We start from the raw sequence: 12,584 nt of genomic DNA on the forward strand, positions 1-12,584 counted from the left end.
TCCCATGCGAACCGAATAGCGGGAACCCGTTCTGCTCGTGCAGCTCCGGTATGTTGTTCACCAACCAGCTTTGCGGCGTATGGCATCGGGCGCAATCATCACCCAAGGTCATGTTGTGTACATCGGTGTGGCATCCGATACACTGCATTGGAGACTGATCGAAAACCATAGTGGAGTGACAGGATCTACAATCCACTTTCTTATGGAAGCCTTCCAAAACGAAATCCGTGGAATCGTGACTGAACATGACCGACTTCGAATCCGAAGCGACCTTCCCTTCTGTATATCGCGAACGTCCCTTATGCTTCAACGTACCCGAAACTTTTTCGCTCCAGATCAAGGTGGGGTTGGTCCAACCGGCCGGGCTGTGGCATTGTGAACAATCGATCTTTAACGCATCGCCATGGGGGGACTGTGCGGAGACCCGCAGTCCTGCGAACAGGAGCATCACAACTATTTGTGACAGTCGGCGCATTCGTACTTCTGGATCTTGAATGATGGCACTTTACCATCGCTCGCAACCGTGTGACAATCCTTGCAATCCACCTTCACATGTTCCCCCACCAACGGGAATTCCGTTAGGTCGTGGTCGAATTTGCTGGGGAACCAGGTCTCAGAAACGTGACAACGTTTGCAATCCGTAACTCCCTTCACTGCGAAATCCTCACCATGCACATTGTCGTGGCAATCGATGCAGGCCGAACCGATCTCTCGGAATTTCCACTTTTCCTCCTTCATGTGGCAGGAGTTGCAGGGCGTAGCAAGATGCGCCCCTTCCAACGGGAACTTGGTGCTCCTATGTTGCTCGAAAGTGAATGAACTCGTTTCGAATCCATCGGTCAGGAAGTGGCATTCGATACAATCCGGCGACACTCCGTTCTTCGCAAATTCCCCTTCGTGGAAGTCCTTGTGGCAACTGCTACATGCAACAAAAACAACAGGCTCAGTGAGGTTGTTCGGATGGCATTTCTTGCAATCCACATCCACGTGCTTGCCCTGCAACGGGAAATCCGTCAACGTGTGATCGAAGGAATCCATGTTCTTCAACTTCTTGAAGCTCTTCTCCTGGTGGCATTTCGCGCAGTCCGTTCCGAATTTTCCTTCGTGCGCATCCTCGTGACAGGTGACGCATTGGTTCACGGTCACGCCTTTAGGATCCGCGAATACGCGATGGGGGTCGCTCGACTTCGCATGGCAAGCAAAGCAATCCGTGGTCTTGTGCCTTCCATTCAGTTTGAATGAGGTGGTGTTGTGATCGAACCGTCCTTTCCCTTGGAAGATCGAAAACCCTTCTTCGGTATGGCATTGGGCACAGGCACCGCCGATCCGTGATGTGTGTGGATCATCGTGGCACGCCTTGCAATCCGCGTGGGGCACATCGTTGAACACTTCGAAATCCACACCGTTCCGCGTGATCGTTTCATGGCATTTCTTACAATCGACCGGCACATGTTTGCCTTTCAGTTTGAAATCTGTCTCGTTGTGATCGAACTTACTCGCCGGACGGAACGCTTGCATATCGTGGCACTTCAAACATTCACCGGACATGGTGCCTTGGTGGAAATCCTTGTGGCACGAAAGACATGCCTCATCCATTCCGAGGAAGGTGCCCTTACGCGCTTTGATCTCGCGATCCTTGATGTTGTCCGGCTTGTGGCAATCGCGGCAATCGATTGGTTTGTGCGCACCTTCCAATTTGTAACCGGTAAGGCCGTGATCGAAGGCCTTTTCATCGAAACGCACCATCTCGAACTTCCGACCATGGTGTTCACTGTGGCACTTGAAACAGTCCTGCCCTTTCACCTCCTTGCTCGCATGGAACCCTTGGTTCTTGCTGATCAAGGACTTCATTTCCTTGTGGCAATTCAGGCACTTCGCGTTGGTCACCTTGTTGCCCAGATCGTGGCATTGGGTGCAGTTGCTCATGCCCTCCCACTTCGCGTGCGCATCGGTCAGATCACCCGGTGAAAGCTGCGCGTAGCCTGACCCTGCAAGCAAAGCAAGCATGACGAACAGGTATGTGCGCAGCGTTTTCAACTGTGCTTTTTTACAATGTGTCCGAAACGTTTTGTGATCTCCACCCCGGCTTTCTGCAAAAAGCTCGTCGGCAATTCCCCACCTGCGAAAATGTACACGAGGTCGTTCTTCAATTCTTTGGTCTCCTCGCCCACTTTCAGCAATACCGCCTCCTCCGTGATGTTGATCAGATCCGAATTGAAGATCACTTTTAGTTTCTCGGATGTAATGGCCTCTTCGATCGCCGTTTTGTTCTTCGGTTTGATCCGTGCGAATTGATCCTTTCGGTAGGACAGGATCACTTCGTTGTCATCCGCCAACAACATCGCTGATTCCACCGCACTATCACCTCCGCCCACCACGATCACCTTCTTGCCTTGGATATTCTCCGGCTCCAACAAGCGGTACGCGACATTCGGAAGTTCTTCGCCGGGCACCCCCAATTTTCGAGGACTGCCGCGCCTTCCGATCGCGAGGAGCACATTGTGGCTTATGTGCTCAGCGCCCGTATTCGTGGAAACCTTGAATGTTCCGTCCTTTTGCGGTAGGATGCTTTCCACCTTGGTGTTCTCCGTGATGGTGATCCCTTGTTCTTGGATCACCTTCTTCCACAGCGCGAGCAATTCGCCTTTAGACGTGTCGAACAACTTCGCTTTGCCATAGAGCGGAAGGTCCATCGGTGCCGTCATCACGATCTTGGCCCGGGGGAATGTGAACACCGTTCCACCCAACGAGTCCTGCTCCAAGGTGATGCTCGTGAGGCCGCGTTTCTTGGCCTCCAATGTGGCGGATATCCCAGCGGGACCTGCGCCGACGATCACCACGTCCAACACACCTACCCGTTTGGTGGTCTTACGATCGGCAATGCTCTCCAAGGCTTGTTGGCCCTGCTCCACACTGTTCTTGATCAGTCCCATTCCGCCCAGTTCTCCAGCGATAAAGATCCCCGTGATGTTGCTTTGGAAATTCTCGTCCACGTGCGGCAATTCCACACCGCGCTTCTCGGTTCCGATGCGCAAGGAGATCGCTTCCACCGGACACGCGTGGAAACACGCACCGTGCCCCACACAATTCGAGGCGTGGATCACCGTGGCCTTGCCGTTCACGATGCCCAGGATGTCCTTCTCCGGGCAATCAGCGACGCAAGCTGCACTACCGATGCACGTATTCAAATCGATATACGGATGCAAGGACACCGGCTCGAAGGTGCCTTCGGCCTTGGCCACTTCCACCTTCTGCTCCACTACGGCCGACTTCATCTTCGAACTGCGCATATAGAAGAAGATCACCAACCCACACAGCAGTGCCACTGAACCGTAAATGGCTATTTGTTCCGAGAGCACTTCCATTAGAAGATCCAGCGATATCCGAAAGTCAGGGTAACAGCGACGTGGATGACGAGCACGATCAGCATGATCAACGCGAACGGCAAGTGCACCACGTGCCAGTATTTGAATAGGCGTTGCATGGTCAGCAGCCGGCCGATCCGATGTGTCAGCGCGAATTCATCCTTTACCATGCGAATGATCGACACTTCTTCGGCACGTGCCACGTTGCGTTCCTTCAGCGAGGAACGGATCCGGCCGATTGCCTTCCGCTCACGGAAATAGCGTGCAAAGAGGTTCGGACCCATCGTCACAAGACCATCCGATTTGTCCCCCCCAGTGATCAACCCGATCAATTTCTCATCGAGCCCTGCACTTGTCTTCAACTTCTCGACCAATCCCGACCGCATACCCTTCACCTCGTTCAGGCTCAGCTCCCGTCCTTCGATGGTGCGCGGGATCTGGATGTAAATGAAGCGACCAACCACTCCGCTCGCTACCACCGCCACCATGCTCCAGAACGCCACCGAAACCAATCCGCCGAATTTGAATGCGGTATGGAACAGCACTAGGATCGGACCCAGCGTACACAGGAAAATGTGGAACTCCAGCAAGTACTTCAAACGCAATTGTTTCGCCATGAAGTTGTACCGTTTGCGGGCGATGTAGATCACCACGCCGAACAGGATCATGAATGTGCCCAGGATCCCGATCCCATGTCCGAATGCACCACTTGGTTTGAACCACGCATGTCGTGGATGGTAGAACCGTTCTTCGAGCGGAAGCCCGTAGTAGGAATAGCCGGTGTACGCGAGGTAGGCCGTAACGACCACCGTGATCGCGACCATGGAGCCGATGAAGAGAGAGTGTGTTTTTCGCGTCATCAGTTCCTCGGTGCGCGGGTCAACAGGAAAAGAGCCTGCACGAGCGATCGGCAGACCCTCTGGGACCCAAGGCCATTGTTAGTGAATATCGCATGTTGGAGCAGGCCTAAGTTCGGAAAGGCCGGGTGACAATACCATGACATTTAGCTGAATGTACTAATAATGACGCTGAAACCGCCCCTTGGAGAACCGGACCTGATCCGGATGCCAGAATAAATGGGCCGCAGGAGGTAGATAGCTCAACTCCCTGACCGCAAGCGCGACGTGTCTTGTCCTAGAATTGTTTGACACTGACAACTAACCCCGGTCAGATCACCAGCCTTACCCCACCAAGCTCTGCCACGCGGTAGGGGAAGCGGTTACTCGGGGAGCCGATGAACATGAAGTTCGTGGGGATGTTCCACTCCTCGCTCAGGCGGTGTACCAGCTCGGGGCCGAAGACGCCGTGCATCTCCGTGAACTCGATCTTGATCTCCGGGTAGGCGCGGTCCAGCACCTCCATGTCGCGGAGGTATTCCTCGTGCATCTTCTCGCCCTCTTTCAGCACGGTGACGATCCTGAGCTTCTTGGTGATCTCGTTGGCCTGCACGTACATCATCACGCGGTTGAGGATGGAGAGGTCGTCGCCCTTGGTGAAGTACACGAACTCCTGGCTGTTGAGCTTTCGGATGGTGCGCGAGATGGCGAAGCGCCCGATCACGGCGAGGCCCGGCACGCTTTCCACGAAACGGCTCATCCACGCCATCAACACTTCCAGGATGGCCTTGCGGTTGAGCATCACTGCGATGACGAGCATGGTGGGAATGAAATACTGGAGGAACACTACGAGGAATTCCGGATGGAGCCGCACGTTGCCGTACAGGGCCAGCACCACGCCCATCAAGGCCACGGAGACGGCGGCCACGGAGGCCGTCTCGGGCCGGGGCAGGCGGGCCCGTTTCATCTTCAGCAGGAAGTTGCCGATGGCGAAGAAGGCCATCACCGTGAGGAAGGAAATGGTGTAGACGCCGGCGAGGGCCGCGGTCTCGGCATTGGTGAGGAAGAGCACCGAGAGGCAGAGCAGGAAGAAGAGGATGATGATGCGCGGCGAGCTCCCTTGCTTGGTCTCCTTCAGCAGGAACTGGGGCATGATGCGGTCCAAGGTCATCCGCTTGATGAGGCCGGATACGCCCACGTAGCTGGTGAGCACGGCACCGCAAAGCACCACCACGGCGTCCACGGTGATCACGGTGGCCAGCCAGTTGCCGCCGATGGTAAGGCCCATGAAGGAGAGCATGGTCTCCTCGTGCTCACCGATGGCGGACATGGGCAGCACCATGATGGCGCAGAGCACGATCAGCGGGTTCAGCACGCTGACGGCCACCCACATGTTGCGCAGGGTTTTTGGGAAAACGCCGTGCTCCTGTTCCTCCACGTAGTTCGCGGAACTCTCGAAACCGGTGACGCCCAACATGGCAGTGCTGAAGCCGAAGAAAAGCGCGGCCGCGATCCCCCGGCCTTCCGGCAGGGGCAGGCTCCAATTGAGCGAGAAGAGGTGCAACCCATGTTGGGTGACGAACCAGATGCTCGCACAGATCAGCAGGCCCATGGTGACTAAGTGCGCGATGAAGATGATGATGGCCACCACGGAGGATTCCGTCATGCCCGCGATGCTCAACAGCATGAAGATGGCCAGTACCACCCCCGTGGCGATAAGCACCGGTATGGCAGGGACGAGGGCATGCAGATAGTACATCGCCGTGCTGGCGCTGAGCACGGCCGTGGCCATGTAGCTGAGGATGGTAAGGCAGGCGGCGATGCTGGCGTTGTACTTGTTGGTGGTGTTCAACAGCACGTTGTAGGCACCGCCGTTCAGCGGCAAAGCGCCCACCACCTCGCCATAGATCTTGCGGAACAGGAAGAGCACGCCCGCCACAATGATCAGTGCGACCACGGCCCACGGACCCGCATAGCCCATGGCGATGGCGCCCACGTACAGACAACTGCTGGTGATGTCGTTGCCGGCGATCGCAGTCGCGGCCAAGGGTCCCAGTTTCTTCGGAGCGTGTGCCATGGAGGGTGCGAAGGTGCGCCAAAGCGTTGAATTCAACAGCCTCTGTAGCAACAAGTTTTCGATCAAGGCGGAAGAGGGTCGTGGTTTTCCCCTCCTTCCTTCAAGGAGGGGAAGGGGTGGTGCATTTCTAGCACGACCCACCCCCGAACCACCCCCGACCCCTCCTTTTAAGAAGGAGGGGAGAACGACCCTCTTGCACGTCACTCTGTTACATCGCGTTCTGAGCGCTCTTGGGTTTTCCCCTCCTTCCTTCAAGGAGGGGAAGGGGTGGTGCATTTCTAGCACGACCCTACCCGAACCACCCCCGACCCCTCCTTTTAAGAAGGAGGGGAGAACGACCCTCTTGCACGTCACTCTGTTACATCGCGTTCTGAGCGCTCTTGGGTTTTCCCCTCCTTTCTTCAAGGAGGGGTAGGGGTGGTGCATTCGTAGCACGACCCCTACCCGAACCACCCCCGACCCCTCCTTTTAAGAAGGAGGGGAGAACGACCCTCTTGCACGTCACTCTGTTTCATCGCGTTCTGAGCGCTCTTGGGTTTTCCCCTCCTTTCTTCAAGGAGGGGTAGGGGTGGTGCATTCGTAGCACGACCCCTACCCGAACCACCCCCGACCCCTCCTTTTAAGAAGGAGGGGAGAACGACCCTCTGCGCGATCCTTTGGCGCGCTCCGATGAGAACCCATCGATCTCCGCTCCTGTTTTCAAGGTGGGTATCCGCTTCTACGATCAGTATGAAGGTTAAGAGGCGAGAGTACTGGGCCCCGTGGGGATTTATCTGTGAAAGCCACTGTACTATTGTGCCATGGAACGCTCGCATCCGCTGACCACGGTGGGTCATGTCCGGCAGCGGTACTTCGGGCCGCACACTTCGTTGATCGTCGCGAGCGCGGTGATCGGCATCTTGGCCGCGTTGGGGGCCATTGCACTGAAAGTGGGGGTGCATGCCTTTACCGCCCAAGCGCATCGTTTGACCTTTGCCGGGGAGCGGCCGTGGCTCATCTTCCTCCTGCCCATGGCGGGGTTGCTGCTCGTGGCGGGCATCACGCGGCTTTTCCTGCACGACAATCTGGGGGCGGGCCTTCCCAGCCTCATCCGCGACGTGCGTGTGCGGGACGGGCGCGTGGCCAAGCACAAGCTGTGGTCACAGATCGTCACCAGTGCGATCACCATGGGCATGGGCGGCTCGGCCGGGCTGGAGCCTCCCATCGCCGCCACCGGCGGGGCCATCGGCAGCACCTTGTCGCAATGGTTGCGCTTCGGGCGCACCGAACGGATCCTGCTGCTTGCCAGTGGTGCCGGTGCGGGGGTAGGGGCCATTTTCAATGCGCCAATCGCGGGCACGGTGTTCGCGTTGGAGATCCTGCTGGCCAACAATGCCCTGCCGCTGATGGTGCCCATGCTGATCGCTTCGGCATGCGCCACGTTGGTCTCCTCGTTGATCTATCACGGGCAGCCCTTCGTGCTCATCACCAGTTCCTGGGATCCACAGTCCTTGGGGTTCTATGTGCTGCTGGCCTTTGTCGCCGCGCCGCTCTCGGTCTTCGTGATCCGCATCTACCGCTGGATGCAGCATTTTGCTACGCGGAACTTCTCCGGTCCGTTCACCCGGGCCGCCGTGGGAGGTGCCTTGCTCGGGCTGCTCATCTTCTTTTTTCCGCCGCTGTTCGGCGAGGGTTATGACAGCGTTGAGCTGCTCCTGCAAGGCCGTGCCGCCGAGCTGGCCATGCACGCCCCGGTGACCTTCCAGCTCGGTGTGTGGAACATCGTGCTGCTCACCTTGGGCCTCACCGTGTTGAAGGTGGTGGCTACGGCGCTCACCGTGCATTCCGGCGGTAACGGCGGGATGTTCGGCCCTTCGCTCTTTATCGGGGCCATGCTGGGGTTCACCTTCGCCCGCGCCGTGAACCTTACCGGCGTCATGGAGCTCAATGAGGTGAACTTCACGGTGGTGGGCATGGCGGCCGTGCTCAGTGGTGCCATCCATGTGCCGCTTACGGCGATCTTCCTCATCGCGGAGATCACCGGAGGCTATGCGTTGTTCGTCCCGTTGATGATCGTGACCTCGCTGTCCTACCTCGCCTCCCGCTACATGGAACCCACCTCGGTCTATGGAACCCCGCCAGCGATGGTGGTGAACGCGGAACCGGCCCGGTCTGACGCGCAGGGAAAAGAGGCGGGGCCAACGAAGAACGGCACCCCCGAAGGAGTGCCGCCTCGTCCGTGACGCTTCCACCAAAGCGCCGCGGCCAAACGGTCAATGACCGTTAGTACTTGACATCATCAATGGTCCTGATGGCTTTGCCGGGCCACCCGCGATCGCCGTTCCACAGTTTGTTCGATCGGTGATCTGACCACTATCTCTTGCTGGACAGGGAAATGCATTGACCGGGCCCGGCGCGACAAGAAACCCGGTGCGAGGAATTCCCTCCCCAACCCCCATGCTTTTCGGGGAATGTGGATTACGGATTTTTCCAGGACCTTTGTTCAATGCGCATAGCAATACTCCTTGTTCTTGCACTTCCCATGGCCATGCGCTCCCAGCCGCTCACGCCCACCGTGATCACCCCGCTGGACACTTTACTTAACGAGACCAGTGAATTGCTTGAGGTGGATGGCAGCTGGTGGACGATCTTGGACAGCGGCAACCCCCATGCGCTGTACAGCATCGACCCGGCCACGGGCGACATATTGCGCACCGTAACGGTGACGAATGCCGTGAACACGGACTGGGAGGCCCTTGCCTCCGACGCCGACTGGCTCTACATCGGGGATGTGGGCAACAACAGCGGCGCACGTACGGACCTGCGCGTATACCGTGTTCCCTTGTCGTCCGTGCTGGACCCTGATATCACCTCCATGGAAGCGGATACGATCCGCTTCGCCTATGCCCTGCAATCGGACTTCACACCGGCGTACAACAATACGGACTGGGATTGCGAGGCGATGGTAGCGGCAGACGACAGCCTGTTCCTCTTCAGCAAGAACAGGGTCACCGGTACCTGCTATCTGTATGCATTGCCAGCAACGCCCGGCGACCATTTGGCCGAGCGGCGTGACACACTGGATGCCCAAGGACTGATCACCGGGGCCAGCATCGACACCGCCCATGGTGCGATTGCCCTTGTGGGCTATTCAAACGGTGTCTATTTACCCTTCATTTGGCGCCTTGCGGATTATTCCGGACATGACTTCTTCCAAGGGACTGCCCAGCGCCATGACCTGGCCATCGGCATCACCCAAATGGAAGGGATCGCGTGGAACGGCCCTTTCCAGCTGTACATGACCAGTGAGCAGAACAGCCCGGACGTCGCGCGCCTTTGGGAGCTTGAGCTTGATTCGACCATTGGCATCATTCCGCCACCTTCGCAAGCACTTGGACCCGTCCCGGCACCCCTGCTCGTCCATCCCAATCCGGCGAACGACCGGGTCAGCCTGAGCAGTCTTTTCGGCGTGGGCCGCTGGCAGGTGACCGACACGCAAGGCCGGGTGCTATTGGATGGCTCCACTACGACCACCGCACAGGCGATCGACCTTTCCTCCTTGGCGCCCGGAGTTTACCTGTTGATCGTCACCGATGCGATGGGGCAGCGCGTGGTGCGCGTGGTGAAGCGCTGACCCGCGACCATATCGAAGGACGGTTGTCCGTGGTGGACCGGCAGCTTGCGGATAACTTTGTGCCCGATGGCGAAGGACTATTACCAGACGCTCGGCATCAGCCGCAACGCGACGGCTGAGCAGATCAAGAAAGCCTACCGCAAGTTGGCGCGAAAGCACCACCCGGACCTCAATCCCAACGACGAGGCCGCCAAGAAGCTGTTCCAGGAGATCAACGAGGCGAACGAGGTCTTGAGCGATCCCGGGAGCCGGAAGAAGTACGACAAGCACGGGGACCAATGGAAGCACGCCGACCAGATCGAGGCTGCCCAGCGCGAGCGGGCCTCAGCGGGCGGTGGTGGCTTCCGCGGAGGTGACCCCTTCGGTGGCTACAGCGGCGGAAACAGTGGTGCCCAGGAACAGGACCTCAACGATATCTTCGGCTCCATGTTCGGTGGTGCGCGAGGTCAGGCCCGGTTCCGCGGTCACGACCTGCAGGCCGGGCTGCAAATGCCCCTGCGCGATGCCGCAGTGACCGAGAAGCGCACCCTCACCATCAACGGGAAGCAGATCCGCCTCACCATTCCCGCAGGCGTGGAGAACGGCCAGACCATCCGCATCAAAGGCCATGGCGCACCTGGCATGAACGGAGGACCGGCCGGTGACCTGTTGATCACTTTCAGCGTAGCGGTGGACCCCGTGTTCAAGCGTGTGGGCAAGGACCTCTATGTGGATCTTGACCTCGACCTCTACACCGCCGTTCTGGGCGGAGAGGTCACCGTGCCAACATTGAACGGGAAAGTGAAGGTGACCGTGAAACCCGAGACGCAGAACGGAACAGTGGTGCGGCTGAAGGGTAAGGGCTTTCCGGTGTACAAGAAGGAAGACAGCTTCGGCGACCTCTTCGTCACTTATACCGTCAAAGTGCCCGTCAACTTGACCGAAAAACAGAAGGAGCTTTTCAAACAACTCGCCAATACATGATCACCATGGAAAACGAGGAACTGGTCCCGATAGAAGTTTTCTGCAGCACCTGCCAGGTGGAGACCACGTTGATCGATACGTTGGAGGAGAGGGGCCTTGTTGAGGTCACCGTGCGGCAAGAGCGCCGTTACATTGCCTTCGCGCAGTTGGAGCGCGTGGAGAAAATGGTGAGGCTTCACGAAGACCTCGGCATCAACGTGGAAGGCATCGAGGCGATCGAAAACCTGCTCGAGAGGATGGAGAGGCTCCAAGCCGAAATGACCCGACTGCGCAACCGGCTACGCCGCTACGGCGACACCGATTGAGCCGCACTGGCCACCATCAGCCACCTGGGGATATCCATGCCGCCGGGTTGTTCGGCCCGCACGAAATAAACACCATTGGCAAGGCCGTTCAGGTCGATCACCGACCGCGTCCCTTCGGTCCGCCCGATCTGCTGGACATAGGGTCCATTGGTCCATTGGGAAGTTGAATATGGCCCGGCGTTACCGGGCATGGCCGCCGTTGACAGTGATACTGCCACGACTGCTAAGAAGACCATGGTTCTCATGGCTTTGGTGTATCGGTCCGACCGGAAGACTGCAAGATCCGTTCTGTGGCCGGTCGCACGGACAACCTGTCAATACACGAACGGGATCAGGCGCTTGGTCCGCGCCATATAATCGGTGTAAGCCTTACCCAGCGCGGCGGACAGCGCGCGCTCCTCGATATGGATCCGCCACAGGAACATGATCGTTATCGGAACTACGAGCAACAGCGCGGCCATCCAGTTGTGGACCAATATCCCCAAGCCGATAAAGGCCACCAGCGCCCCGGTATAGCTCGGGTGGCGCACGAAGCGGTAGGGCCCGTCGCTCACCACGCGATGGTCCTTCGCGATGGCCACGTTCACCGTGAAGAAGCGGCCCAAGTGTATGATGGACCACCATCGCAGCGCGATCCCGAAAACGAAAAGTAAGGCCCCGGTGGAATACGTCGCTACCGAATAGGGATAGCTGAACTGCGGCCATGCATAAGAGCCATAGATCGCCAGGAAGATGGAGATGCCGATCACGCCCCAAAGCAGGGTGAACGAGCCACCATCCTTGCTTTCGGCGGACTTCCCGCTGCGTTTGAAAAGGGCGAGACCGATCTCGGAGACGCCGAGAAGGATGAAGAAATTGGTGGGTGATGGCAGGGCGGTCATGCAGTGAAAGCTTGCACGAAAGTACATTCACCCAAGGCGTGGCCGGACGCGTTCCTCTGCGGGCAGGTAAGCATCCATGCGGCCGCGACGAACTGCATCTGAGCAGAGCGCGGATCTGGCGCTCACACCGTCGCCACCACCTTCAGCTCGATCGCGATCGGCGTGGGCAGGCAGTTGATCTCCAACGTCGTGCGGCACGGTGGATCCTTCTCGAAGTACTCCTTCCACAGCCGGTTGTAGGTGGCGAAGTCGTCTTTCATGTTGGTGAGGAAGACGGTGACGTCCACGATCTTCTCCCAGCTGCTCCCGGCGTCCTCCAAGATCCACTTTACGTTCTGGAACACGCTGCGCACCTGTGTTTCAATGTCGTAGCTGAGGATCTTCCCTTCGGCATCCAGTTCCACACCGGGGATCTTCTTTGTGCCCCGTTCACGTGGACCGACACCGCTGAGGAAGAGCAGCTCTCCCACGCGGCGGGCATGCGGATAGTGGCCTACGGGCTCGGGTGCTTTGCTGCTGGAAATGGAAGGCATGGGTGGTCGGT

At 58.1% G+C, this 12,584-nt stretch carries 11 protein-coding genes; 4 read left to right on the forward strand and 7 right to left on the reverse strand.

The window, feature by feature from the left end; genetic code table 11:
- Positions 1 to 453: 453 nt before the first annotated feature.
- The 4 genes from IPP95_11465 to IPP95_11480 form a co-directional block, all read right to left on the reverse strand.
- Entirely contained in the window at positions 454 to 2,007 is a 1,554-nt protein-coding gene (locus IPP95_11465; GenBank protein QQS71798.1) for a hypothetical protein, read from the reverse strand.
- Positions 2,008 to 2,033: 26 nt separating this feature from the next.
- Positions 2,034 to 3,365, reverse strand: coding sequence for an NAD(P)-binding domain-containing protein (locus tag IPP95_11470; GenBank protein QQS71799.1), 1,332 nt, complete (start codon positions 3,363 to 3,365; stop codon positions 2,034 to 2,036).
- The gene (locus tag IPP95_11475; protein ID QQS74256.1) at positions 3,365 to 4,189 is read right to left on the reverse strand and encodes a hypothetical protein; all 825 of its coding nucleotides are present in this window, start codon (positions 4,187 to 4,189) and stop codon (positions 3,365 to 3,367) included. Before IPP95_11475 ends, IPP95_11470 begins: the two co-directional genes overlap by 1 nt.
- 343 nt (positions 4,190 to 4,532) lie before the next feature.
- The gene (locus IPP95_11480; protein ID QQS71800.1) at positions 4,533 to 6,278 is read right to left on the reverse strand and encodes an APC family permease; all 1,746 of its coding nucleotides are present in this window, start codon (positions 6,276 to 6,278) and stop codon (positions 4,533 to 4,535) included.
- A gap of 800 nt (positions 6,279 to 7,078) precedes the next feature.
- Here IPP95_11480 and IPP95_11485 point away from each other — a divergent pair.
- The 4 genes from IPP95_11485 (at position 7,079) to IPP95_11500 (ending at position 11,159) form a co-directional block, all read left to right on the forward strand.
- Entirely contained in the window at positions 7,079 to 8,500 is a 1,422-nt protein-coding gene (locus IPP95_11485; protein QQS71801.1) for a chloride channel protein, read from the forward strand.
- 263 nt (positions 8,501 to 8,763) lie between these two features.
- Entirely contained in the window at positions 8,764 to 9,891 is a 1,128-nt protein-coding gene (locus IPP95_11490; protein ID QQS71802.1) for a T9SS type A sorting domain-containing protein, read from the forward strand.
- A 66-nt stretch (positions 9,892 to 9,957) separates the two neighbouring features.
- The gene (locus IPP95_11495; protein QQS71803.1) at positions 9,958 to 10,854 is read left to right on the forward strand and encodes a J domain-containing protein; all 897 of its coding nucleotides are present in this window, start codon (positions 9,958 to 9,960) and stop codon (positions 10,852 to 10,854) included.
- Positions 10,851 to 11,159, forward strand: a complete 309-nt coding sequence (locus tag IPP95_11500; protein ID QQS71804.1) for a MerR family transcriptional regulator — start codon at positions 10,851 to 10,853, stop codon at positions 11,157 to 11,159. Before IPP95_11495 ends, IPP95_11500 begins: the two co-directional genes overlap by 4 nt.
- On the opposite strand, the gene IPP95_11505 is transcribed toward IPP95_11500, so the two are convergent.
- The 3 genes from IPP95_11505 to IPP95_11515 all read right to left on the reverse strand — a co-directional run bounded on the left by IPP95_11505 (position 11,141) and on the right by IPP95_11515 (position 12,573).
- Positions 11,141 to 11,377 carry a hypothetical protein gene (locus tag IPP95_11505; GenBank protein QQS71805.1) on the reverse strand — a complete coding sequence of 79 codons (237 nt, stop codon included), beginning with the start codon at positions 11,375 to 11,377 and terminating at the stop codon, positions 11,141 to 11,143. The two genes, IPP95_11500 and IPP95_11505, sit on opposite strands and share 19 nt — an antisense overlap.
- Positions 11,378 to 11,473: 96 nt before the next feature.
- Complete coding sequence (locus IPP95_11510; protein ID QQS71806.1) at positions 11,474 to 12,040, reverse strand: isoprenylcysteine carboxylmethyltransferase family protein; 567 nt, start codon at positions 12,038 to 12,040, stop codon at positions 11,474 to 11,476.
- 122 nt (positions 12,041 to 12,162) lie between these two features.
- Positions 12,163 to 12,573 carry a RidA family protein gene (locus IPP95_11515; GenBank protein ID QQS71807.1) on the reverse strand — a complete coding sequence of 137 codons (411 nt, stop codon included), beginning with the start codon at positions 12,571 to 12,573 and terminating at the stop codon, positions 12,163 to 12,165.
- Positions 12,574 to 12,584 lie beyond the last annotated feature (11 nt).

This window comes from Flavobacteriales bacterium, from assembly GCA_016700415.1.
In the GTDB taxonomy this organism is placed as follows: Bacteria; Bacteroidota; Bacteroidia; order Flavobacteriales_F; family PHOS-HE28; genus PHOS-HE28.

What these genes read in the sequence shown, in the direction of transcription:
- IPP95_11465 (QQS71798.1), bottom strand. Translation starts at nt 2,007, where the DNA reads ATGCTTGCTTTGCTTGCAGGGTCAGGCTACGCGCAGCTTTCACCGGGT.
- IPP95_11470 (QQS71799.1), bottom strand. Translation starts at nt 3,365, where the DNA reads ATGGAAGTGCTCTCGGAACAAATAGCCATTTACGGTTCAGTGGCACTG.
- IPP95_11475 (QQS74256.1), bottom strand. Translation starts at nt 4,189, where the DNA reads ATGGTCGCGATCACGGTGGTCGTTACGGCCTACCTCGCGTACACCGGC.
- IPP95_11480 (QQS71800.1), bottom strand. Translation starts at nt 6,278, where the DNA reads ATGGCACACGCTCCGAAGAAACTGGGACCCTTGGCCGCGACTGCGATC.
- IPP95_11485 (QQS71801.1), top strand. Translation starts at nt 7,079, where the DNA reads ATGGAACGCTCGCATCCGCTGACCACGGTGGGTCATGTCCGGCAGCGG.
- IPP95_11490 (QQS71802.1), top strand. Translation starts at nt 8,764, where the DNA reads ATGCGCATAGCAATACTCCTTGTTCTTGCACTTCCCATGGCCATGCGC.
- IPP95_11495 (QQS71803.1), top strand. Translation starts at nt 9,958, where the DNA reads ATGGCGAAGGACTATTACCAGACGCTCGGCATCAGCCGCAACGCGACG.
- IPP95_11500 (QQS71804.1), top strand. Translation starts at nt 10,851, where the DNA reads ATGATCACCATGGAAAACGAGGAACTGGTCCCGATAGAAGTTTTCTGC.
- IPP95_11510 (QQS71806.1), bottom strand. Translation starts at nt 12,040, where the DNA reads ATGACCGCCCTGCCATCACCCACCAATTTCTTCATCCTTCTCGGCGTC.
- IPP95_11515 (QQS71807.1), bottom strand. Translation starts at nt 12,573, where the DNA reads ATGCCTTCCATTTCCAGCAGCAAAGCACCCGAGCCCGTAGGCCACTAT.